Raw genomic sequence first — 22,280 nt, 5'->3', positions numbered from 1 at the left:
CGCATCCGCTTCCTAGCGTCGACGTGAACCGGTAGGTGGCGCACGAGGGGAGCAGCGGATGCGGTACGGCTACAAGCTCATGGCGGAGGCGTTCGGGCCGGTCGAGCTCGTGCGGCAGGCGACGCTCGCCGAGAAGGCGGGCTTCGACTTCGTGGAGATCAGCGATCACTATCACCCCTGGCTCGAGCGGCAGGGGCATTCGCCGTTCGCATGGTCGGTTCTCGGCTCGATCGCGACGGCGACCGACCGCATCGGCCTCGCGACGGGCGTCACGTGCCCCACCGTCCGCTACCACCCGGCGATCATCGCCCAGGCCGCCGCGACCGTCGCCCTGCTCTCCGACGGCAGGTTCACGCTCGGCATCGGCGCGGGGGAGCGGCTCAACGAGCACGTCGTCGGGCTCGGCTTCCCGGCCGCGCGGGTGCGCCACACGATGCTCCGCGAGGCGCTCGAGATCATCTCCCTGCTCTGGCAGGGCGGCTACCACAGCTACGACGGCGAGTACCTCAGCCTCGAGGACGCCCGCGTGTTCGACCTCCCCGACGAGCTGCCCGCGATCGCCGTCGCGGCGGGCGGCCCCGCATCCGCCCGTATCGCGGCCGAGTTCGGCTCCGGGCTCTTCGCGGTCGAGCCGGATGCGGACCTCGTCGCGGCGTTCGAGGACGCGGGCGGCACAGGGCCGCGATACGCGGAGGCGTCGCTCGCGTGGGGTCCCGACGCGGATGCGGCGCTCGAGCACGCGTGGCGCATGAACGCGTGGAGCGTCACGGGCTGGAAGGTGATGTCGGAACTGCCCAACCCGGTCAACTTCGAGGCCGTGAGCGCCGTCGTCCACAAGGAGGACGTCGCGGCGGGCGTGCCCGCCGGCCCGGATGTCGCGGCCCACGTCGACGCGGTGGTCCCGTATGCCGACGCGGGCTTCGACCATGTCGCCCTCATGAACGCTGGGCCCGACGTCGACGGCTTCTTCGACTTCTTCGCGGACGAGCTGCGCCCGGCGCTCGACGAGCGCCTCGGTTCGTAGTGCTACCCTTTTTCCGTGCGCTTCGGCCTGCTTCTTCTTAGCTGCCGCGACGGGGCCTAGTTCTCAGGCCTTCCCCGTCGCGGAGTTCGTCGTTGGCTGACCATCCCGACCGGAAGACGGAGAACAGACCATGAAGAACACCCAGCAGCCCTCCTCGATGCCCGTGCATCGGTATCGCCCGTACCACGAGCAGTTCCGTGTGGAGCTGCCCGACCGCACCTGGCCCGACAGGCACATCGAGAAGGCCCCCATGTGGTGCGCCGTCGACCTCCGCGACGGCAACCAGGCCCTCATCGACCCGATGAGCCCCGAGCGCAAGCGCATCATGTTCGAGCTGCTCGTGCGCATGGGCTACAAGCAGATCGAGGTGGGCTTCCCCTCGGCGAGTCAGACGGACTTCGACTTCGTGCGCCTCCTGATCGAGGAGGGTCTCATCCCCGACGACGTCACGATCCAGGTGCTGACGCAGGCGCGCGACCACCTCATCGAGCGCACCTACGAGTCGATCCGCGGCGCGAAGAACGTCATCGTGCACCTGTACAACTCGACGAGCGTGCTGCAGCGCGAGGTCGTGTTCCGCACCGACAAGCAGGGCGTCATCGACATCGCCCTGAACGGCGCGCGCAAGTGCCGCGAGCTCGAGGCCACCGTGCCCGGCACGAACGTCTACTACGAGTACTCGCCCGAGAGCTACACGGGCACCGAGCTCGAGTTCGCGGTCGACGTCTGCAACCAGGTGCTCGAGGTGTTCGAGCCGACGCCCGAGCGCAAGGTCATCATCAACCTGCCCTCGACGGTCGAGATGGCCACGCCCAACGTCTACGCCGACTCGATCGAGTGGATGAGTCGCCACCTCAACCACCGCGAGAACGTCATCCTGAGCCTGCACCCGCACAACGACCGCGGCACCGCGATCGCGGCCGCCGAGCTCGGCTACCAGGCGGGCGCCGACCGCATCGAGGGCTGCCTGTTCGGCAACGGCGAGCGCACCGGCAACGTCGACCTCGTCGCGCTCGGCATCAACCTGTTCACGCAGGGCATCGACCCGCAGATCGACTTCTCCGACCTCGACTCGATCCGCGTGACCGCCGAATACTGCAACCAGCTCAAGGTGCACGAGCGCAGCCCGTGGGCCGGCGACCTCGTCTACACGGCGTTCTCGGGCTCGCACCAGGACGCCATCAAGAAGGGCTTCGAGGCGATGGACGCCGAGGCGGCCCGCCGCGGCGTTCCCGTCTCGGAGCTCGAGTGGGCGGTGCCCTACCTGCCCGTCGACCCGAAGGACCTCGGCCGCGGCTACGAGGCCGTCGTGCGCGTCAACTCGCAGTCGGGCAAGGGCGGTGTCGCGTACCTGCTCAAGACCGACCACGCCCTCGACCTGCCGCGCAAGCTGCAGATCGAGTTCTCGGGCGTCGTGCAGGCGAAGACGGATGCCGAGGGCGGCGAGGTCACGAGCGAGGAGATCTGGGCGATCTTCCAGGACGAGTACCTGCCGGCCGCGGCCGACGACGACAAGTGGGGCCGCTACGAGCTGCTCTCGACCCGCACGGCGAGCGAGCTGACCGGGGTCGTCAACCTCGACATCCGCTGGCGCGTGGGCGACGAGGTGTCGGATGCGCACGGCGAGGGCAACGGCCCCATCGCGGCGTTCCTCGGCATCCTGCAGACGGCCGGGCACGAGATCAAGCTCTACGACTACGTCGAGCACGCGCTGAGCGCCTCGGGCGACGCGCAGGCCGCGGCCTACGTCGAGCTGCAGGTGGGCGAGAAGCGCCTGTGGGGCGTGGGCATCGACGCCGACATCTCGACGGCATCCCTCAAGGCGGTCGTGTCTGCGGTCAACCGCGCCGTGCGCCTCGAGTCGGGCGACCGCGAGCTCGCCGCCGTCTGATCCGGTTCCCGTTCTTCGTCCGGGAGGACGACGCGGCGCGCCCTGGGCCCACAAGGCCCTGCGGCAGCGCGTCGTCCTCCCGGACGATCATCACGCCCTGACGGGCGCGAGGGTGCGCACGAGGTCGGCGAGGCCGTCGACCCCGGGGGAGACGCGGATGTCGGCGCCGATCCGGGCGCTCGCCTCCGCGTAGCGCCCGTCCGCGAGCACCGTACGCACGGCGTCGCGCACGGCGGATGCGCTGGGCGTGCCGGTGCGCAGGTTGACGCCGGTGGGCAGAGCTGCTCGGCGCGCGCCGCCGCGAGCTCGACGAGCTCGTCGGCATCTGGATCGACCGCGGCTGGGCGCGCACCGACCTTCCTCGCGACGAGCTCGTCGCATCCGTCTGGATCGTCACGATGCCCGAAACCTACGCGCGCCTCACCGGGCACGCCGGCTACGACGACGAGCGCTATCTCGCCTGGCTCCGCCGCTCGCTCGCCGAGGTGATGCTCCCGCCGTCCTCACCGTCAGGCGCCGGCAGGGCGATCCTTCTTGGGGCGGCGGATGATGCGGATCGCCCCGGTGGGCAGGTGCCGTTGCTCGGGAAGCTGCCAGTGGAACGCGACGGCGAGCACCCGCACCCCGAAGGTCACGACGACGCACACGATGCCCGAGACGAGCACGTCCACACCGAAACGGTCGAGCACGACGAGAGTCGCCGATCCGACGATCGCGGCGACCGCGTAGAGCGACCCGACCTGCATGATCGCGATCGGCAGGTTGAGCAGCACGTCGCGCAGCACCGAGCCGCCGACCGCGGCGATCGCGCCGACGAACACCGCGGGCACCTCGGGTAGTCCGAGCGCGAGCGCCTTGGTCGTGCCGAGCGCCCCGAAGAGGCCGATCGACACGGCGTCGAGCACGTTGAGGGTGACGCCGAGCTTGTGCACCAGTCGCTGCAGCAGCATGCCGATGAGGGCCGCGGCGGTCGCGACGGGCAGGTACCAGTTGCTCTGCAGCGCGAGGGGAACCTGGCCGAGCAGGATGTCGCGCAGCAGACCGCCGCCGAAGCCCGTCGCGATGCCGACGATCGCGACGCCGAGCAGGTCGAGCCGGCGGTCACGGAACTGCGCCGCGAACGCCGCCCCCTGCACGCTGCCGATCCCCACCGCGAGCAGGTCCATCCACAGAGGGAGCACGAAGACGGCGTCGTTCACGCCCCATTCGTAGCACGCCGAGCACGATCACGAAGAGGCCCACGAGCGCGCCGAGACCGTTGCCGATCAGCAGGAAGGCGACATCCGCGGGGCTCGCGTGCTCGAGATGCGCGGCATGGAACACGAAGTGCGGGAGCGCGAACACCGTGTAGGCCGCGCCCGCGGTCGTCACGAGCGCGCCCGTCGGGGCGATGAGGGCCGCGATGAGCACGAGGGCGATGCCGAGCGTCGCGCCGCCGAAGTCGCGCGCATAGTGCTCGCTGTATTCGGGGTCGAGCGACACGGTCGGGAAGTCGGCGTAGAAGCCGTCGGGCCAGAACTGGTTCCACACGCCCACGAGCAGCTCGTTGGCGGCGAGCACGGCGAGCGCGATGCGCGTGACGACGGTCATCGCTCCGCCTCCGCCGCGAGGAACTCCGCGAAGGTGATACGGCCGGCGCCCGGGCGCCCGGTCGTGAGCCCGCCCGCGGCCGCGCCCTTCACGAACCCGATCGGCAGCCGCAGCGTCCAGATCGGGCGACGCTTGCCGAGGGAGCGCTGCCACTCGGCCGCGAACTCGGCGAGGGTGCGGATCTCGGGGCCCGCGAGGTCGTCGACGCGTCCAGACGGCCCCGCCTCGACGAGCTCGACGATGCGCGGAGCGACATCCCGCAGGTCGATCGGCTGCGCCGTGCCCGGGATGACGCACGTCACGGGCAGGTGCCGCTGCGGCGCGAGGAACATGCTGACGACGAAGTCGTGGAACTGGGTGACGCGGATGATCGTGTGCGGAACCCCGGACGCCCCGATCGCCTCCTCCGCGGCGAGCTTCGAGCGGTAGTAGCCGAGCGGCACGCGGTCGACGCCGACGATCGAGACGTAGAGCAGATGCGCCCGCGAGCCCTCGAGGGCGTCGAGCAGTGCGCGTGTCTGCCGAGCGTCGTCCTTCGACGTCGACGCGAGGTGCACGACCGTGTCGACGCCCGCGACCGCCGCCGCGATGCCCGCGCCCCTGTCGAGGTCGCCGACCCGGTGTCCCTCTCCGGGCCTCCTGCTCAGCACGCGTACCGTGTGTCCGCGGTCGCGGAGGGCGGGGACGACGTGACGGCCGAGGCGGCCGGTGCCGCCCGTGACGAGGATGTCCATGGGTGTCCTTTCGTGGAGGTTCACCCGCTCTGACCGGACAGCACCTCGATTCGTGACAGCTTGGCCGGGTTCATGACGTTGTAGAAGCCGCGGATGCCCTCGGGCCCGAAGTCGAGCGCGAACACCGACATGGGCGCACCCTCGCGCACGCCGACGAACGCGAGGTCGCCGTTGTAGCTCGCGGGCACGAACGAGACCCCGTCGAGGAACTTCTCGGCCACGCCGAGCAGGAACGCGGCGACCTTCTCGCGCCCCACGACGGGCCGACGCGCGGCGTGCACGACTCCGCCGCCGTCCGAGAACGCGACGATGTCCTCCGCGAGCACGGCCTCGAGCCCCTCGAGGTCGCCCGACTGCGCGGCCGCGAGGAACGCTCCGAGCAGGCGCTCGCGCTCCGCGGGGGTGACGGATGCCGCGCGCTCGCGGGCAAGGTGCGCTCGCGCCCGGCTCGCGAGCTGCCGCGCGTTGGCCTCGCTCGTCTCGAGCACCTCGGCGATCCGCCGGTACGGGTAGTCGAAGGCCTCGTGCAGCACGTAGGCGGCGCGCTCGGCGGGGGAGAGGCGCTCGAGCAGCAGGAGCACGGCGAATGACAGCGCCTCCGCCCGCTCGGCCCCGAGCGCGGGATCCGCGGAGGTGTCGACGGGTTCGGGCAGCCATGGTCCCACGTACTGCTCGCGGCGGGCGCGCGCGGAGTCGAGCTCGTTGAGGGCGAGGCGCGTGACGGTCGTCGCGAGGAACGCGGCGGGCTCGCGCACGCTCTCGCGGTCGGCCCGCTGCCAGCGCAGCCAGGCCTCCTGCACGAGGTCCTCCGCTTCGGCGACCGTCCCCATCATCCGGTACGCGATGCCGAAGAGCCGGGGTCGCGCGTGCTCGAAGACCGCGAGTGCCGCATCCGTCGCCACGCCCTCATCATGGCATCCGGGCGGATGTCAGCCCGGCGAGGGAGAATGCCAGTGAGCGGCGCGACCGCGCTCGTGCCGCGCAACGGGCGCGCCGCGCATACGTCGGCGCGCAGAGAGGACACCGTGCCCACCTACCGTGACGAAGCCGTCGTGCTGCGCACCCACAAGCTGGGTGAGGCCGACCGCATCGTCACGATGCTCAGCCGGCAGCACGGCAAGATCCGTGCCGTCGCGAAGGGCGTGCGCCGCACGGGCTCCCGTTTCGGCGCCCGTCTCGAGCCGTTCATGGTCGTCGACGTGCAGTGCTACATCGGCCGCAGCCTCGACATCGTGCAGCAAGTCGAGATGCTCGGGCCCTACGGCGGCGACATCATGGGCGACTACGCGCGCTACACGGCGGCGAACGCGATGGTCGAGACGGCCGACCGCCTCACCGACCACGAGGCGGGTCTGCAGCACTACCTGCTGCTCGTGGGCGCCCTGCGCTCGCTGAGCCGCGGCGAGCACGCCGCGGGCCTCACGCTCGACTCCTACCTGCTGCGCGCGCTCTCGGTCGCCGGCTGGGCTCCGAGCTTCGTCGACTGCGCCGTCACGGGCGCCCCCGGACCGCACAGCGCCTTCGTCGTGCACCTCGGCGGCGTCGTCGCGGATGCCGCGGCCCCGCCCGGCGCGCCTCGGCTCGACCCCGCGACCCTGCAGCTGCTCGCCGCCCTGCTCGCGGGCGACTGGGAGACCGCGGAGGCGGCCGACGAGCGCACGCGCGCCCAGGCATCCGGCGTCACGGCGGCGTACACGCAGTTCCACCTGGAGCGCGGCCTGCGCTCGCTCGAGCACGTCGACCGCACGACCGCGTAGGCGGCACAACTAAGGTCGACGTGTGGCACCGGTACGCAAGACCCACCCCGACGCCGTCGACTTCGTGCCGCTCGACTGGACCGGCAAGTACCCGCCGCACCTGCCCGCATCCGCCGTCCCGCAGCATGTCGCGATCGTCATGGACGGCAACGGCCGCTGGGCGAACCGTCGCGGCCTCACGCGCATCGAGGGGCACAAGGCGGGGGAGGCGGCCCTGCTCGATGTCGTCGCGGGCGCCATCCAGGTCGGCGTGAAGCACCTCTCGGTCTACGCGTTCTCGACCGAGAACTGGAAGCGCAGCCCCGACGAGGTGCGCTTCCTCATGGGCTTCAACCGCGACGTGCTTCACCGTCGCCGCGACCAGCTCAACGAGTGGGGCGTGCGCGTGCGCTGGGCCGGCCGCCGCCCGAAGCTCTGGCGCTCGGTCATCGACGAGCTGCAGTTCGCCGAGCGGCTCACGGCGCACAACTCGACTCTCACCCTCACGATGTGCGTCAACTACGGCGGACGCACCGAGCTGCAGGATGCCGTGCGCGGCATCGCGCGCGAGGTCGCCGCCGGCAGGCTCAACCCCGAGCGCATCGGCGAGAAGACGATCGCGCGGCACCTGTACATCCCCGACATGCCCGACGTCGACCTGTTCGTGCGCAGCTCGGGCGAGCAGCGCACGAGCAACTTCCTGCTGTGGCAGTCCGCCTACGCCGAGATGGTGTTCCTCGACACCCTGTGGCCCGACTTCAGCCGCGAGGACCTGTGGCGCGCGATCGAGCTCTACAGCGGTCGTGCCCGCCGCTTCGGCGGCGCGGTCGATACGCCGACGCCCGTCTCCGACCCGCAGTCGTAGAGCGGCATCCGGCCTGGGTTAGGGTCGCTTCGTGGATCTCGTGCCGCTGCTCGTCGTCGCGCTGCTGCTGCAGTCGTCGATCGTCGCCCTCCAGGTGGGCGACGCGATCACGGGCTTCATCGACGCGCGCCGTGTGCGCGACACCGACGACCCCGAGGTCATCACGCGCAACACCGTCCGCGAGCTCACCTGGACGATGGCGGTCGCCGCCGTCACGGCGGTGCTGCTGACCTTCGGCGTCGACGTCGCCGCGCGCCTCCTCCTCGACGAGCACCGCCCGGTGGCGGCGTTCCTCATCCTCGTCGCCGTCGCGGTGCTCGCGTTCGGCATCGGCCTGCTCGCGGTGCTCGCCGTCGTGCGGCGCGACCGCCCGACCTACGCCCGCATCCGCCGAGACCTGCGCGACCGCGCGGTGCTGCAGCTCACGCCCGAGGAGCTCGAGTCGTTCGACAACCGCCTCGCCGACGCCGACCGCCTGCTCGCGCGCCGCTCGGCCGCAGCCCCGACGCTGCGGCTCGTCGCGCTGCTCGCGGTGCTCGGCCTCGGCGTCGCCGCGGCGATCGCCGCGTTCGCCGACGGGATCGTCGGTCTCGCTGTCGGCGCGATCGTCGCAGCCGCGCTCAGCGTCGCCGCCTTCATCGTGGCCGTTCGCGCCGCCGTCGTGCGCCAGGAGGCCATCGACGCCGTGCGCGCCTCCCAGCGCGCCGAGGTGGTCGCCCTGCTCGAGCGGGCCCGCATCCCGCAGCGCAAGAACGTGCCCGGCCTGCGCGACCGCGTGAGCCGCGCCCTCGCGATCCTGCGCGAGCAGCAGAAGTAGCCCCGCGCGAGCGGTTCCCGGGGTACGGGCCGTCGCCTCTGTAGGGTGACGGCTATGTCCTTCGAACCCACCACGAACCCCTCCGCCCGACAGCCGGAGGCAGCACCCGCCGAGGTGCAGGCCCAGGCGCAGACCCCGCCCGTCCCGACGTTCCAGCAGCCCGCCAAGCCCCGCCATGCGCTCTTCGGCTGGGCGATCGCGGGCTTCATCGTCGTCGGGGTCTTCGGCCTCGCGCTCCTCGCGTACCTGTTCCTCGCCCTCGGTCCCGTGCTGCTCCTCCTCGGCGGCGTGCTCGCGATCATCCCCCTGGTGATCGTCCTGCTCGGGGTCTGGTGGATCGACCGCTGGGAGCCGGAGCCGCGCGGCCTGCTCGTGTTCGGCTTCCTGTGGGGCGCCGTCATGTCGGTCGCGATCGCGCTCATCGTCGACATCGGCATCCAGCTCACGAGCTACGCGGCGGGCATCGACGCGGACGCGCTCGACGTGCTCGGCACGGTCGTGCAGGCGCCCGTCGTCGAGGAGGCCGCCAAGGGGTTCGGCGTGCTGCTCATCTTCCTCATCGCGCGCAAGTACTTCGACGGCCCGGTCGACGGCATCGTCTACGCAGCGGTCGTCGCGGGCGGCTTCGCCTTCACCGAGAACATCCTGTACTTCTCGCAGGCGATGGCCTACTCGGGTCTCCTCTCGGTCGACACGCTTCTCACCTTCTTCGTCCGCGGCATCATGTCTCCCTTCGCGCACGCGATGTTCACGGCCATGACGGGCCTCTTCATCGGCCTGTGGGGCCGCAAGTCGATCGCGGGCGGCATCGGCGGCTTCTTCGTGGGCCTCCTGCCCGCGATGGGCCTCCACGCACTGTGGAACGGCACCTCGTACCTCGGCCTCGGCGGCTGGTTCCTGCTCTACCTCGTGCTGCAGGTTCCGCTCTTCGCCGCGTCGATCGTGCTCGTGGTGCAGCTGCGCAAGCGGGAGGCGAAGCTCACGCAGGAGCGGCTCGCGGAGTACGCGAATGCCGGATGGCTGAGCCATGCCGAGGTGGGCACGCTCGGCACGGGCGCGGGCCGCAAGCAGGCGATGACGTGGGCGCGCGCGCACGGCGTCGCGCCGCTCATGAAGGCGTACATCCGCGACTCGACGACCCTCGCCTTCACTCGGCAGCGCATCATCACGGGCCGCGACCGCATCGGCGCGCAGCGCGACGAGCACGAGCTGCTGATGAAGCTCACGTCGTCGAGGCAGGCGCTCCAGGCGGCGACGCCCCGCTGAAAGACTCATCGCCCAGTGGCGGGTCGATGACTCCGGCTCTGCTGGGCGATGAGTTGAACTGATTCCAGGGTGCACCCGGTCACCCCGTGTCGTCAACCCTCCGTGTCGGCGGCGCGGGGTAGACCTGTGCCATGACCGATCGCACGAGCATCGAGAACTGGGTCAGCCGCTACCGGGTCGCGTGGGAGTCGAACGACCCCGACGACATCCGCTCGCTCTTCACCCCCGACGCCGAGTACCGCACAGGCCCCTCGGATGCGCCGTGGCGGGGCCACGACGACATCGTCGCGAAGTGGATCGAGGCGGCCGACCAGCCCGGCGACACCACCTACGAGAGCCGCGTCATCGCCGTCGACGGCGACCTCGGCGTCGTGCAGCTGCGCGTCGACTACCGCGAGGGCAGGCTCTACGACAATCTGTGGCTCATCGAGCTCGACGCCGACGGCCGCGCGCGCAGCTTCGTCGAGTGGTACATGAAGCGTCCCGAGGGGTCCTGAGGGCTCAGCCGGCGACGCAGCTGCCCGGCTCGACCGGCGCGGTGAGCTCACCCGCGCCCGCGAACAGCTCGGAGAGCTGCCCGACGGTCGTGGCGTAGCCGAGGTTCGCGTGCTCGGCGTTGCGGGCGAACACGACCCCCGCGACACGACCGTCGAGCGTGATGAGCGGGCCGCCCGAGTTGCCGGGCTGCACCTCCGCAGCGACCGTCGCGACCTCGCGCGTGCTCCAGCCGTCGCCGTAGATGTCGGCGACGCGCTCGTTCGAGATCGCGAGCACCTTCGCGGGCTTCGAGGTGAACGGGCCGCCGTGCGGGTAGCCGTCGACGACGGCGTCGTCGCCGATCGCGGGGTCGGCGAGCTCGAGCGGCGCCGCGTCGAGGCCGTCGACGGCGAGGATCGCGATGTCGCCCTCGGGGTCGAACCACACGACGCGTGCGTCGAGGGTCTGCCCGTCGGGCAGCTCGACGATGGGCTGCACGACCCCCGCGACGACGTGAGCGTTCGTGACGACCCGCTCCGGTGCCACGACGAACCCGCTGCCGGTCTGGTTCTGGCCGCACGCGAACGCCGTGCCGTTGATGCGGGCGACCGATCGCGCGGCCGCCGCGAGGGGGTCGGATGCCGTGTCGACATCCGGCGGATCCTGGCTCGCCGCGATCCCGCCGAGGGCGTCGTCGATCGTCGGGAGCCCCTGCTCGAAGATCGCCGAGCGCACGCGCGCGAGCCCCTCGGCCACGGGGCCGGGTGTGATCCGGTCGATCGTGCCGATGACGACGGAGCGGTTGACCGCCTGCGAGAGCACGGGCACGCCGAGCTGGGCGACGCTGCCGGCCACGAGCGTGATGACGAGCGCCGAGGCGACGACGTTCGCGACGGCACCGAGCAGCCGCTCCGCGGTCGTGAGGTCGGTGCTCCGCCTCCGGTCGTCGGGGCGGCGGCCCTCGATCGAGCGCCCGATCGCGACGCCGAGCAGGTGGCCGCCGATGAGCAGGAGCACGCCGAGGGCGACCGAGACGGTGAGGCGCCACTCGGGGGAGGGGATCGCCGCCGCGACGATCGGCATCGCGAAGAACGCCGCGACGCCGCCCGCGGCGACGCCCAGGATGGCGCTGACGCTGCGCACGATCCCGTTGCGCCAGCCCTCGCCGAGATACACGCACAGCACGAGCACGAGCAGCAGGTCGAGCAGGCGCGCGGCGATCACGTGTCCAGTCTCCCAGGGGGTCGAGCGCGCCGCGCCGCGCGCATCCTCCCAGTCTCCTGAGGGTCGTGGGCGCCCGCTTGCCGCACCCGAGAGCGTACCCCCACAATGGGGGTCATGACGGTCGCCGCCCCCTCGACGCTCGCCCCCTTCGGCGCGACGATCGAGCGCGTGCGCAGGGGGCTGGCGTGCCCCGCGTGCGGTGCCGCAGCATCCGCCGAGCAGCCGTTCTGCGGGCGCTGCGGCTCGCGCGTCGTGATCGCGACGGCCGGGCGTCGACCAGCCGGGCTCGCCGCCACCCGCAGCCTGCAGCTCGCCCTGCTGCTCGTCGTCGCGAACGCCGTCATCGGCGCCCTCACGCTCGGCGTCGTCATGCTCGTCGCCGACGCCACGCGCCTCATGGAGGCGGCGCTCGCGCTCGAGGGGATCAAGCTCCTCGTGGTGTGGGGGCTCGCGGCCGCGTCGATCCGCTTCGGTGTGCGAGGCATCCGCGAGACCGCCGACGGGATGCTGCGCAGACGCGGGTGGGCGCTCGCGGGCATCATCGTGTCGGCGACGTTCGCGGTGCTCGTCGTGCTGTCGTTCCTGCTCACGCTCGTGCTCGCGCTCGAGTGACGGCCGCATCCGTCGCGCGCCCTGTCTGGTAGTCTTGGCAGGTTGCCGTCAAACGGCCGCGGATCGAGAGAGCCCCCGCATCGGGCGGGGTGCACCGCGCAACGAGAGAAAGGGGATCCCTCTATGGCACTGGATGCAGACGTCAAGAAGGCGATCATCGACGAGTACGCCACCCACCCCGGAGACACCGGATCCCCCGAGGTGCAGGTCGCGATCCTCACCAAGCGGATCAAGGACCTCACCGAGCACCTCAAGGAGCACAAGCACGACCACCACTCGCGTCGTGGTCTGCTGCTCCTCGTGGGCCAGCGTCGCCGGCTGCTCGGCTACCTCCAGGACGTCGACATCGAGCGTTACCGCTCGCTGATCGAGCGTCTCGGACTGCGCCGATAGGCGAAGTCCCCGAAAGGGCAGAGCCTTTTCGGATTGCTCGGCCGTGCCGAGCAATCTCGTCGCTGACAACGCGAACTTCTTGCGGAGGCCGTCACCTGCGGGTGGCGGCCTTCGTCATTCCCGCAGGGCGCTAGTCTTCCCCTCATCCCGACCGCCCGAGGGGACCACCACATGACCGAGCCCACGCGCGCGGAGCGCCTCCGCTACCGCTTCGACACCTGGATGTCCGCGGGCACGATCGCCCTCATCGGCCTGCTCGCCGCGGTGTCCTTCGTCTTCGTCACCGTCGTCGCGGTCATCGTGTGGGCGCTGCCGCTGCATCCCGCCGACGAGCCCGAGGGTGACTTCCTCGACATCTTCTGGGGCAACCTCATGCGCACGCTCGACCCGGGCACCATGGGCGGCGACACGGGGTGGGGCTTCCGCATCGCGATGCTCGTCGTGACCCTCGGCGGCCTCGTGATCGTCGCGAGCCTCATCGGCATCGTGTCGGGCGGCTTCGACGCGAAGGTCGCGGAGCTGCGCAAAGGCCGCTCGCGAGTCATCGAGAAGGATCACACGCTCATCGTCGGCTGGAACGACAAGGTCTTCACGATCGTCGCGCAGCTCGCGATCGCCAACGAGTCGCGCGGGCGCAGCGCCGTCGTCATCCTCGCCGACCGCGACAAGGTCGAGATGGAGGAGGCGATCCGCGACGCCGTCGGCGACACGGGCAAGACCCGCGTGATCTGCCGCTCGGGCGACCCCATGACGCCCGGCGATCTGCGCCTCGGCAGCCCGCACGGGGCGCGCAGCATCGTGCTGCTCGCCCCCTCCGAGAGCGACGGGTCGGATGCTGCGGTCGTCAAGTCGGCGCTCGCCCTTCTCGGCGACCAGAACCGGCCGGAGGGAGACCGCTACCACGTCGTCGCGGAGCTCAAGGACCCCGCGAACCTCGATGTCGCGCGCCTCGTGGGTCGCGACGAGGTCGAATGGGTGCCCGCCAACGAGCTCATCAGTCGCATCGCGGTTCAGACCTCCCGTCAATCGGGCCTCTCGGTCGTCTACTCGGAGCTGCTCGGCTTCGACGGCGGCGAGATCTACATGGTCGCCGTGCCGGAGCTCGCGGGCCGCACCTTCCACGAGGCGCGGATGTCGTTCCTCGACTCGACGGTCATCGGTGTCGTCGCGAACGGCTCGAGCACGCTCAACCCGCCGGCCGAGACCCGCGTCGCAGCGGGGGACGAGCTCATCGTCATCGCGGAGGACGAGTCCTCCGTGCGCGTCGCTCCCGCGATCGCATTCGAGGAGGCCGCCATCGCGGATCCGGTGGACGTGCCCGTCGCGCCCGAGCGCACGCTCTTCCTCGGCTACAGCGGCGCGCTCCCGTTCATGCTCGGCGAGCTCGACGGCTACGTCGCGCCGGGTTCGAGCGCGGACATCGTGGCCGACATCGAGGGCGTCGAGTTCCCCGAGCTCGCGAACCTCGAGGTGCGATTCCACCGCGGTGACCCGACCAGCCGGCGCCTGCTCGACGGGCTCGACGTGGCTCGCGTGGATCACACCGTGGTCGTCGCCGACACCCGGCTGCCCATTCAGCAGGCGGACGCCCGTACCCTCATCACGCTCCTGCACCTCCGCGACATCGCCGAGCGCGCCGGTGTGGATCTCAACGTCGTGAGCGAGATGCTCGATGATCGCAATCGCGAGCTCGCGGAGGTGACCGACGCCGACGATTTCATCGTCTCCGACAAGCTCGTCGCGCTCACGCTCACGCAGCTGAGCGAGAACAGACGACTGGCGGCCGTGCTGGACGAGCTGTTCACGGCCGAGGGGAGCGAGATCTACCTCCGACCGGCGTCCCGCTACATCCGTGCGGGTGCCGAGAGCGACTTCGCGACGGTCGTCGAGGCGGCCGCCCGGCTCGGCGAGACGGCGATCGGCTACCGCGTGGGCGCCGACCGGCACCGCAGCTCCGCGGACTACGGGGTCGTCGTCAACCCGCGGAAGGACGAGCGCCGCACCTTCGCGTCCGACGACCGTGTCATCGTGCTCGCCGAGGGCTGAGCCCGCGCGGTCGCCCCGTTTGCCCCCGTGTTGGGGTCTGCGCCCGGGATGCCTTGCGTCGATAGGGTTCGGGAGCCCGTATCGACAACTCGACATCGCTGGAGCTCACGCGTGACCGACGTGCCCCCGACCACCCCGGACGCCGAGGCATCGGCCGCCAAGGATCACCCGGAGAGCGCGCAGTCGCCGCAGAGGAAGTCCTTCCTCAGCCGCTTCACGAAGCCTCAGCTCATCGCCGCGGGTTCGATCGCCGGCACGATCATCGGCGTCGTGTCGATCGTCGTGCCGCTCGCGGTCGCGGCGTCGACGACGACCTCGTCGACCGACACCGTCGCGGTGACGAGCCCGGGCGCGAGCGAGGGTGAAGGCGACGGCGACGGGTCCGGTGCGGCGGGGGCGGCATCCGCCCCGCTGCTCGAGCCGATCGCGGGCGGCGTCGGCACGAACGCCCTCGGCATCAACGTCGACCGCTCGCTCGCCTCCGGATTCGACGAGTACGCCGTGCCGATCGACGCGCCGTGGGAGGAGCTCTGGAGTTACCAGCAGAACCCCGACAGCCACTGCACCGACTCCCGCCAGCTCGCGTGGCTGCAGGAGCATGGCACGGTCATCCCGCCGAACTTCGTGACCGCGTCGATCACGAACACCGCGACGAGCGGTTCGGAGATCGTCGTGAGCGACATCCGAGCCCAGGGGCAGCTCACGCCGCCGACCACCGACACGGTGAGGGTCGGCTACTACACGTGCTCGGGCGGCGGTGACGACGGGATCTTCGCCCACTTGCGACTGGGCGTCGACCCGATCGCGGTCTACGACGACTGCTACACGATCGGCTCCTGCTTCTCGTCCGACCCGGTGCCGCCTGTCGCGGGCGAGCCCGTCGTCTTCGGTGTGCAGCCGGGCGAGACGCGCACGCTCAACCTCGTTTACGAGCAGACGATCGACTTCGTCGGCCGATTCGTCGCGACCGTGACCGTGGGCGGCGAGAAGTCGACGATCGACCTGTCGCCGGATGCCGCGGATGTCGTCTCGCCCGCGGTGACGCGACCGCTGCCGTACCTCTACATCGCTGCGATGGCCGAGGACACGCGCTGCACCGCCGACCGCACCAGCAGCAGTCAGGTCTGCTCTCTCGCGGACTGGCTCGCCGTCCTGGCGGCGCCGTGAGCGACATCCCGAGCGAGGTGGCTCCCGAGGTCGTCGAGACGGCTCCCGAGGTCGCCGAGACGACTCCCGCCCCGCCGTCCCCGGCCGCCGGCGTACCCTGGTGGCGCCGCACGTGGGCTCTCGTATCGGCTGCGGTCGGCGTCATCGGCGCCGTGACGGGCGTGATCGGCGTATGGCCGCTGCTCTTCCGCGACGCGACGACGCTCGACTCCCTCACCATCGCGGTCGAGTCGGCTGAGCCGCAGCTCGCCCCTGCTTTCGCCGTGCCGATCTCCGCCGACTGGGCGTCGTTCCCCGAGTCGCCGTCGCGATGCGACGCATCGCAGCTCGCGTGGCTCGAGGCGAACGGCCGACCGCTCGCGCAGCGTCACCTCGTCTCGGTCGCGAACGTCGCGAGCGAGGGCGCGATGCTGAGCCTCAAGGGCTTCCGCGGCGAGGGCGAGGCGACGGCGGTCGCGTCGCACGTCGCTGTGACGTGCGACATGACGGGTGCGGGCGCGTCGGGGCTGCGCACCGCCGTGCTCGACCCGGCATCCGGCACAGGCGCCGTCTACGTGCAGCCCGACAGGTCGCTGCCCGACAACCCGCTCGTCTTCAACCTCGCACCGGGGGAGAACGGCCAGTTCGCACTGCTGCTGCAGAGCTCCGCCGACTTCCGGGGCCGCATCGTCTTCACGGAGGCGCTCGGCGCGGAGACTCGCGAGGTGGAGCTGCCGCTCGGCGTGGACGTCGAGCTGCCGGGCCTCGCTCCCGTGCAGCTGTCGGTCGTCGACGGCCGACTCACGTGCGTGACGGATGCCGCGTGCGACGTGGACACGCTGCTCGCCTCCTTCGCGGCCCAGGGCTGACCGCAAGTCTCGAACATCCGTGCGCACCCCCACGCGGGGCACCCCGTCTGGGGGTGGTCGCACCTGTTCGCCCGGCGCACACTTTCTGCCATGGATGAATGCCGGCATGGGCTGATCGCGGCGGTGTGCGCCGTGTGCTGCCGCGCCGCCGAGGAGGCGGCGGTGCCCGCTCCCGGACGCGAGCTGGCGGGCACCGGTCCGTCGGGGCGCTGACCGCCACGAACCGCCCGTAGGATCGCCCCATGGGACTCTTCCGCCGTCGCGGAGTCGACACGAGCCTCCCCCGTGAGGATCGCGGCTTCGGCAGCTTCGACGACTACGTCTACAACCTGACGCCGCGTAACAAGCGCGTGACGATCGTGCTCGCGAACTCCGACCCGTACCAGGAGGAGCTGCGCGAGCTCGCCGAGTCGGGTGAGTCGAACTTCGAGACCGCGATCTCGCCGCGCACGGTCCAGGCCGAGGGCCAGGACGCGCCCATCGAGGTGCGCCTCTTCACGGGGCGTCGCGTGAGCGGTCCCGTCGGCATGGTGCCGCGCGGCCTCGAGTCGGTCGTCGACGAGAACCTGCGACGCCTCGACGACAAGGGGCTCAAGGCGCGCATCCCGGTGCGGATCGACAAGCGTCGCGAGGGCTACCGCGTGGTGCTGCTGATGGGGGCGCTCAAGTAGCGGACGGCTCGGCCGCCTCGGCCTCGGCGATCTTCGCGCGCACCTCGTCCATGTCGAGCGCGCGGATCTGCGAGATGAGGTCCTCGAGCACGTGGCCCGGCAGCGCGCCCGCCTGGGCGAAGACACCGATGCCGTCGCGGAACGCCATGAGCGTCGGGATCGAGCGGATGTTGAGCGCGCCCGAGAGCTCCTGCTCGGCATCCGTGTCGACCTTCGCGAACGTGATGTCGGGGTGCTTGTCGCTCGACGCCTCGAAGACCGGGCCGAAGGCCTGGCACGGGCCGCACCACGCGGCCCAGAAGTCGACGAGCACGATGTCGCCATCCAGCACGGTGCTCTCGAAGGTGTCTCGGGTGAGTTCGACGGTCGCCATCGTCCCAGGCTAGGGGAGGGGCGGATGCCGCGCTGGCTCGCGGGAATACCTGCGGGCAGCTCCCGGTTTCATGCGATATCGATGCAAACGCATAGATATTCGAGGAACGGAAACCTGCCATGAGCGGCCAGATGCAGTTCGGCATCTTCAGCGTGAGCGACATCACGCGCGACCCCACGACCGGCGAGACGCCGAGCGAGGCGCAGCGCATCAGCGACATCGTCGCGATCGCGAAGCACGCGGAGGAGGTGGGTCTCGACGTCTTCGCCCTCGGCGAGCACCACAACCCGCCGTTCTTCTCGAGCTCGCCGACCACGACGCTCGCCTACATCGGCGCGAGCACCTCGCGCCTCATCCTCTCGACCGCGACGACCCTCATCACGACGAACGACCCCGTGAAGATCGCAGAGGATTACGCGATGCTGCAGCACCTCACGGGCGGCCGCGTCGACCTCGTGATGGGCCGCGGCAACACGGGGCCCGTCTACCCGTGGTTCGGCCAGGACATCCGCCAGGGGCTCCCGCTCGCGATCGAGAACTACGCGCTCCTGCGCGAACTGTGGGAGAACGACGTCGTCGACTGGGAGGGCAAGTTCCGCACCCCGCTGCAGGGCTTCACCTCGACGCCGCGCCCCCTCGACGGCGTGCCGCCGTTCGTGTGGCATGGCAGCATCCGCACGCCTGAGATCGCCGAGCAGGCCGCGTACTACGGCGACGGCTTCTTCGCGAACAACATCTTCTGGCCCAAGGAGCACTACCAGCGCCTCATCACGCTCTACCGTCAGCGCTACGCCCACTACGGGCACGGCACGCCCGAGCAGGCGATCGTCGGGCTCGGCGGCCAGGCGTTCATGGCCAAGAACTCGCAGGATGCCGTGCGGCAGTTCCGTCCGTACTTCGACAACGCGCCCGTCTACGGTCACGGCCCGTCGCTCGAGGAGTTCCAGGAGCTCACGCCGCTCACGGTCGGCTCGCCCCAGCAGGTGATCGACCGCTACGCCGCCATGCGCGACCACTTCGGCGACTACCAGCGTCAGCTGTTCCTGCTCGACCACGCGGGCCTCCCGCTCAAGACGGTGCTCGAGCAGCTCGACCTGCTCGGCGGCGAGGTCGTGCCGGTGCTCCGCAAGGAGCTCGCGCAGAACCGTCCCGCCGAGGTGCCGGATGCGCCCACGCACACCGCGCGCGTCGCGGCCGTGTACGGCGACGGCCCCTCGCGCCAGGCGCGTCCGACATCCGCCGGCGGCAACAACCTCACCGTGGGCGGGCCCTACCAGGACACCCCGGTGTCCGCCCCGGTCGCGGCTCCCGCGGCCTCCACCGGCTCGGCCTTCGGCCCCGCCGCGACCCGGAAGCCCGCCGCTACCCAGAAGGAGGTGGCACGATGACACGCCGCATCGCCGTCGTCAGCGCCGGCCTCTCGAACCCCTCGTCGACGCGCATGCTCGCCGACCGCCTCGCCCAGGCGACGGTCGCCGAGCTGGCCGCGCGGGGCATCGACGCCGAGATCGACATGATCGAACTCCGCGAGCTCGCGCACGACATCACGAACAACCTGCTCGCGGGCTTCGCCCCGCCCGCCCTCGAGGACGCCATCAACCGCGTCGTATCGGCCGACGGCCTCATCGCCGTCACGCCGATCTTCTCGACGAGCTACTCGGGCCTGTTCAAGTCGTTCATCGACGTGATCGACCCCGACGCGCTCGCGGGGATGCCGGTGCTGCTCGGTGCGAACGCCGGCACCGCGCGCCACTCGCTCGCGATCGACTACGCGATCCGCCCGCTCTTCGCCTACCTGCACGCCGAGCCGGTCTCGACGGGCGTCTTCGCGGCCTCGAGCGACTGGGGTGCGCAGGCCGACGACGTGAAGCCGCTCGCCTCCCGCATCGAGCGCGGCGCGCGCGAACTCGCCGAGGCGATCGCGCGGCGCGACGAGCGCACGGTCGTCGACCCGTTCTCGCCCGAGGCGTTCCTGGGCGAGGGTCGCTCGTTCGGCCACCTGCTGGGCGGCCTCGCGGGGGAGTAGTCGCGTGGCGGGGGTTCAGCCGGACTTGCGGCGGAACTCCCGCTTGCCGCCCGCACGCGAGTGCGCCTCGTGGACGGCGCTCTCGCCGTCGAGGTGCGCGGGGCGATCGTGCGACTGCTGCTTCTTGCGCTCGAGGGCCTCGCGGAACTTCGCCTTCATGTCCTCGGATGCGGCGCCGGGCTTCTCGTCGGAACTCATCCCGCCAGCATAGGCCCGGGTTTCCCGCGGGCGACAGGCAGAATGGCGGCATGCGACGGAGCGAGCGCCTCACGATGTGGTGCGGAGCCGCGCTCGTGGCCTCGGCATCCGTCACCGCGGCGGCCGTTCTCGTGTCCAACGGAGCCCGACCGCTCCCCGCTCGCGAGCCGTCGGGCTCCGTGCCAGCCGATCTCGCATGGGCGGTTTTCGAGCTCTGCAGCCGCCCCGCCGACGGGCGCCACAACATCCTCGGCGCGTGGTCGATCGACCTCCAGGACGGGCTGCTGAGCGTCGACGTGTCCGAGTCGGAGTCGCCCGCGGACGCGGTCGACGCCTACGAGCGCGAGGTGAACGGGTGCCTCGACGACTACCGCATCGGCGACCCGGCGACGGTCGGCTTCGCGTACCAGCCGATCATCGAGTCGCCCGCCGAGCGGCTCCTCGCGTACGACGTCGCGACCCGCTGGCTCCTGCCGTGCATCGAGGGGCACGACGCTCTGCCCGACGTCGTGCCGGGCGTGCGCGACTACCTCGACGCTCGGCGCGCGACATGGTTCGACCTCTATCTGAACCGCGCGGTCGACTTCGAGGACCTGCTCGATGCGCGCCGCGACTGCGGCCCGCCGACGCAGCCATATCGACTTCTCTGAGGCGCCGCCCGGCAGAATGGCGGGATGCGGCGCACCGAGCGGATCACGATGTGGGCAGGCGCCGTGCTCGTCGTGGGGGCGATCGCCGGTGGGGCGGCGTTCCTCGCCGGGAACGGCGCCCGCCCCGCGCCTCATCCCGCGCGCGACTCGGACCTCGTGCCGGAGGACGTCGCGTGGGCGGTGTTCGAGCACTGCAACCCGCCGGACGAGCAGTGGACACGGTCGATCAGCGCCTGGTCGGTGAGCTACGCCGACGGCTCGCTTCACGTCGAGGCGATCGGGACGAGCCCGCTCCCCGAGGAGGATCGCGCCTACGTCGACGGGGTCAACCAGTGCCTCTCGCGCTATGCCATCCGGCAGAAGCTCTACGACTACGACGCCCGGCGCATCGACGGCCCCGCCGAGCGGCTCCTCGCGTACGACGTCGCTGCCCGGTGGCTCATCCCGTGCATCGTCGGACACGCCGCAGACCCGGGCTACATGGTGGGGCCCGACGCCTACCTCGACGAGGAGCAGGCACCCTGGTACAGCTACTACAGCCTCGGCGACGCCGAGCTCGACGACGTGCTCGCCGCTCGCCGGGAGTGCGGCGTCGGGTCCCAGCCCTACGCGTTGTGAGGCGGTGGCGGCGACCATGAACTCCTTCCGCAAGCACCGCGCGGATGCCCCTCCGCGGTTCTTCGCGGCCGAGGCGGCGGGGCTGCGCTGGCTGGCCGAGGCGGAGGCCGACGGCGGAGCTCGCGTCGTCCGCGTGACCGACGTGGGGGAGGGCTGGATCGATCTCGAGCGCGTCGAGCAGGCACGCGCGACGCGCGAGGCGGCATCCGCGTTCGGTGCGGCGCTCGCCCGCACGCACGCGGCGGGGGCGGACGGATTCGGTGCTCGCCCGAGCGGATGGCACGGCCCGATCTTCATCGGCCGCCGCGAACTGCCTGTCGGTCCCGCGACCGACTCCTGGGGCCTGTTCTACGCCCGCGACCGCGTCGAGCCGTACCTCGACGTCGCGGTGCGCGCGGGCAGCCTCGACCCGCGCGACGAGCGCGACGCCCGCGCGGCCTGCGCGCTCATCCGCACCGGTGCGCTCGACGACGGCGAGCCGCCTGCGCGCATCCACGGCGACCTCTGGAACGGCAACGTGCTGTGGACGGAGCAGGGTGCCGTGCTCATCGACCCGGCCGCACACGGCGGGCACCGTGAGACCGATCTCGCGATGCTCGCCCTCTTCGGCGTTCCGTACTTCGACGACATCGCGGACGGCTACGAGCGGGAGCGCCCGCTGCGCGCGGCGTGGCGTGAGCGCATCCCGCTGCACCAGCTGCATCCGCTCGCGGTTCACGCCGCGGGGCACGGCCCCGCCTACGGAGCGGCGCTCGGCGAGGCTGCCCGCGCCGTGCTCGAACTCGCCTGACTCGGGCCCACGGCGCGCGGGCGCGAGAGCATTCCTCGCTCCGCGCAGGACCGGCTGGTAGGCTGACCACGGTCGCCATCCGGCGGCTTCTCCGCCGAGCAACGATTCGGCGGAGGTTGAAACGGAGCAGGCCGGCACGAAGCTGGTCACCGGTGGTGGTTCTCCGAACACGGAGTCGGAGCCCTTCTACTGTTGACCAGATCCAGGCGGCCGGCGCGCGGCACTGCGCGCGTCACGCCCTTCCTGCCCGCTCCTGCTCCGAAG

At 71.2% G+C, this 22,280-nt stretch carries 26 protein-coding genes; 18 read left to right on the top strand and 8 right to left on the bottom strand.

Going from position 1 to position 22,280, the window contains the following annotated elements; translation table 11 throughout:
- Window positions 1-58 precede the first annotated feature (58 nt).
- Together H4J02_RS09055 and leuA are read left to right on the top strand one after the other, a co-directional pair.
- A complete protein-coding gene (locus tag H4J02_RS09055) occupies window positions 59-1,024 on the top strand; it encodes a TIGR03557 family F420-dependent LLM class oxidoreductase (RefSeq protein ID WP_187674283.1) in 966 nt (321 codons plus the stop codon).
- A 130-nt stretch (window positions 1,025-1,154) separates the two neighbouring features.
- Window positions 1,155-2,915, top strand: coding sequence for a 2-isopropylmalate synthase (gene leuA / locus H4J02_RS09050; RefSeq protein WP_187674282.1), 1,761 nt, complete (start codon window positions 1,155-1,157; stop codon window positions 2,913-2,915).
- A 90-nt stretch (window positions 2,916-3,005) separates the two neighbouring features.
- On the opposite strand, the gene H4J02_RS09045 is transcribed toward leuA, so the two are convergent.
- The 5 genes from H4J02_RS09045 to H4J02_RS09025 form a co-directional block, all read right to left on the bottom strand.
- A complete protein-coding gene (locus H4J02_RS09045; RefSeq protein WP_187674281.1) occupies window positions 3,006-3,146 on the bottom strand; it encodes a hypothetical protein in 141 nt (46 codons plus the stop codon).
- Between the two features lie 278 nt (window positions 3,147-3,424).
- Entirely contained in the window at window positions 3,425-4,114 is a 690-nt protein-coding gene (locus H4J02_RS09040) for a trimeric intracellular cation channel family protein (protein WP_397420127.1), read from the bottom strand.
- The gene (locus H4J02_RS09035; RefSeq protein ID WP_187674280.1) at window positions 4,017-4,505 is read right to left on the bottom strand and encodes a hypothetical protein; all 489 of its coding nucleotides are present in this window, start codon (window positions 4,503-4,505) and stop codon (window positions 4,017-4,019) included. Before H4J02_RS09035 ends, H4J02_RS09040 begins: the two co-directional genes overlap by 98 nt.
- Entirely contained in the window at window positions 4,502-5,239 is a 738-nt protein-coding gene (locus H4J02_RS09030) for an SDR family oxidoreductase (protein WP_187674279.1), read from the bottom strand. The genes H4J02_RS09035 and H4J02_RS09030 overlap by 4 nt, the downstream gene beginning before the upstream one ends.
- Window positions 5,240-5,259: 20 nt before the next feature.
- Window positions 5,260-6,141, bottom strand: coding sequence for an RNA polymerase sigma-70 factor (locus tag H4J02_RS09025; protein WP_187674278.1), 882 nt, complete (start codon window positions 6,139-6,141; stop codon window positions 5,260-5,262).
- 123 nt (window positions 6,142-6,264) lie between these two features.
- Between H4J02_RS09025 and recO the strand changes: the two genes are divergently transcribed.
- The 5 genes from recO to H4J02_RS09000 all read left to right on the top strand — a co-directional run bounded on the left by recO (window position 6,265) and on the right by H4J02_RS09000 (window position 10,420).
- Complete coding sequence (gene recO / locus H4J02_RS09020; protein ID WP_187674277.1) at window positions 6,265-6,996, top strand: DNA repair protein RecO; 732 nt, start codon at window positions 6,265-6,267, stop codon at window positions 6,994-6,996.
- Window positions 6,997-7,018: 22 nt separating this feature from the next.
- Entirely contained in the window at window positions 7,019-7,840 is an 822-nt protein-coding gene (locus H4J02_RS09015; RefSeq protein ID WP_187674276.1) for an isoprenyl transferase, read from the top strand.
- Window positions 7,841-7,871: 31 nt separating this feature from the next.
- Complete coding sequence (locus tag H4J02_RS09010; RefSeq protein WP_187674275.1) at window positions 7,872-8,657, top strand: hypothetical protein; 786 nt, start codon at window positions 7,872-7,874, stop codon at window positions 8,655-8,657.
- 54 nt (window positions 8,658-8,711) lie between these two features.
- On the top strand, window positions 8,712-9,923 hold the full coding sequence (locus H4J02_RS09005; protein ID WP_187674274.1) for a PrsW family intramembrane metalloprotease: 1,212 nt from the start codon (window positions 8,712-8,714) through the stop codon (window positions 9,921-9,923).
- A 131-nt stretch (window positions 9,924-10,054) separates the two neighbouring features.
- Window positions 10,055-10,420, top strand: coding sequence for a nuclear transport factor 2 family protein (locus H4J02_RS09000; protein WP_187674273.1), 366 nt, complete (start codon window positions 10,055-10,057; stop codon window positions 10,418-10,420).
- Between the two features lie 4 nt (window positions 10,421-10,424).
- Here the strand turns inward: H4J02_RS09000 and H4J02_RS08995 are convergent, their stop codons facing one another.
- Window positions 10,425-11,624, bottom strand: a complete 1,200-nt coding sequence (locus tag H4J02_RS08995) for a MarP family serine protease (protein WP_187674272.1) — start codon at window positions 11,622-11,624, stop codon at window positions 10,425-10,427.
- Between the two features lie 114 nt (window positions 11,625-11,738).
- Between H4J02_RS08995 and H4J02_RS08990 the strand changes: the two genes are divergently transcribed.
- The 6 genes from H4J02_RS08990 to H4J02_RS08965 all read left to right on the top strand — a co-directional run bounded on the left by H4J02_RS08990 (window position 11,739) and on the right by H4J02_RS08965 (window position 17,361).
- Window positions 11,739-12,236 (top strand): zinc ribbon domain-containing protein, encoded by a 498-nt coding sequence (locus tag H4J02_RS08990; protein WP_187674271.1) that lies wholly within the window; start codon window positions 11,739-11,741, stop codon window positions 12,234-12,236.
- A gap of 123 nt (window positions 12,237-12,359) precedes the next feature.
- Window positions 12,360-12,629 (top strand): 30S ribosomal protein S15, encoded by a 270-nt coding sequence (rpsO, locus tag H4J02_RS08985; RefSeq protein WP_187674270.1) that lies wholly within the window; start codon window positions 12,360-12,362, stop codon window positions 12,627-12,629.
- Window positions 12,630-12,800: 171 nt separating this feature from the next.
- The gene (locus H4J02_RS08980; RefSeq protein ID WP_187674269.1) at window positions 12,801-14,675 is read left to right on the top strand and encodes a CASTOR/POLLUX-related putative ion channel; all 1,875 of its coding nucleotides are present in this window, start codon (window positions 12,801-12,803) and stop codon (window positions 14,673-14,675) included.
- 111 nt (window positions 14,676-14,786) lie between these two features.
- Window positions 14,787-15,842 (top strand): hypothetical protein, encoded by a 1,056-nt coding sequence (locus H4J02_RS08975; RefSeq protein WP_187674268.1) that lies wholly within the window; start codon window positions 14,787-14,789, stop codon window positions 15,840-15,842.
- Window positions 15,839-16,690: a hypothetical protein gene (locus tag H4J02_RS08970; protein WP_187674267.1), complete on the top strand. Its 852-nt coding sequence runs from the start codon at window positions 15,839-15,841 to the stop codon at window positions 16,688-16,690. Before H4J02_RS08975 ends, H4J02_RS08970 begins: the two co-directional genes overlap by 4 nt.
- Window positions 16,691-16,932: 242 nt before the next feature.
- Window positions 16,933-17,361, top strand: coding sequence for a hypothetical protein (locus tag H4J02_RS08965; RefSeq protein ID WP_187674266.1), 429 nt, complete (start codon window positions 16,933-16,935; stop codon window positions 17,359-17,361).
- On the opposite strand, the gene trxA is transcribed toward H4J02_RS08965, so the two are convergent.
- Complete coding sequence (trxA, locus tag H4J02_RS08960; RefSeq protein WP_187674265.1) at window positions 17,354-17,734, bottom strand: thioredoxin; 381 nt, start codon at window positions 17,732-17,734, stop codon at window positions 17,354-17,356. The two genes, H4J02_RS08965 and trxA, sit on opposite strands and share 8 nt — an antisense overlap.
- Before the next feature lie 131 nt (window positions 17,735-17,865).
- On the opposite strand from trxA, the gene H4J02_RS08955 reads away from it, so the two are divergent.
- Both H4J02_RS08955 and H4J02_RS08950 read left to right on the top strand, forming a co-directional pair.
- The gene (locus H4J02_RS08955; RefSeq protein WP_187676513.1) at window positions 17,866-19,122 is read left to right on the top strand and encodes an LLM class flavin-dependent oxidoreductase; all 1,257 of its coding nucleotides are present in this window, start codon (window positions 17,866-17,868) and stop codon (window positions 19,120-19,122) included.
- Complete coding sequence (locus H4J02_RS08950) at window positions 19,119-19,760, top strand: FMN reductase (protein WP_187674264.1); 642 nt, start codon at window positions 19,119-19,121, stop codon at window positions 19,758-19,760. Before H4J02_RS08955 ends, H4J02_RS08950 begins: the two co-directional genes overlap by 4 nt.
- A gap of 15 nt (window positions 19,761-19,775) precedes the next feature.
- On the opposite strand, the gene H4J02_RS08945 is transcribed toward H4J02_RS08950, so the two are convergent.
- Window positions 19,776-19,958, bottom strand: a complete 183-nt coding sequence (locus tag H4J02_RS08945) for a DUF5302 domain-containing protein (protein WP_187674263.1) — start codon at window positions 19,956-19,958, stop codon at window positions 19,776-19,778.
- A 50-nt stretch (window positions 19,959-20,008) separates the two neighbouring features.
- On the opposite strand from H4J02_RS08945, the gene H4J02_RS08940 reads away from it, so the two are divergent.
- Genes H4J02_RS08940 through H4J02_RS08930 form a run of 3 tightly spaced genes read left to right on the top strand, consistent with a single transcriptional unit; the run spans window position 20,009 to window position 22,016 of the window.
- Window positions 20,009-20,608 carry a hypothetical protein gene (locus H4J02_RS08940; RefSeq protein ID WP_187674262.1) on the top strand — a complete coding sequence of 200 codons (600 nt, stop codon included), beginning with the start codon at window positions 20,009-20,011 and terminating at the stop codon, window positions 20,606-20,608.
- A gap of 24 nt (window positions 20,609-20,632) precedes the next feature.
- The gene (locus H4J02_RS08935) at window positions 20,633-21,226 is read left to right on the top strand and encodes a hypothetical protein (protein WP_187674261.1); all 594 of its coding nucleotides are present in this window, start codon (window positions 20,633-20,635) and stop codon (window positions 21,224-21,226) included.
- 16 nt (window positions 21,227-21,242) lie between these two features.
- Window positions 21,243-22,016 carry a fructosamine kinase family protein gene (locus H4J02_RS08930; RefSeq protein WP_187674260.1) on the top strand — a complete coding sequence of 258 codons (774 nt, stop codon included), beginning with the start codon at window positions 21,243-21,245 and terminating at the stop codon, window positions 22,014-22,016.
- The last annotated feature ends 264 nt before the right edge of the window (window positions 22,017-22,280 follow it).

Source organism: Protaetiibacter sp. SSC-01 (assembly GCF_014483895.1).
Classification (GTDB): Bacteria; Actinomycetota; Actinomycetes; order Actinomycetales; family Microbacteriaceae; genus Homoserinibacter.
This window is presented reverse-complemented; position numbering and strand designations above follow the sequence as displayed.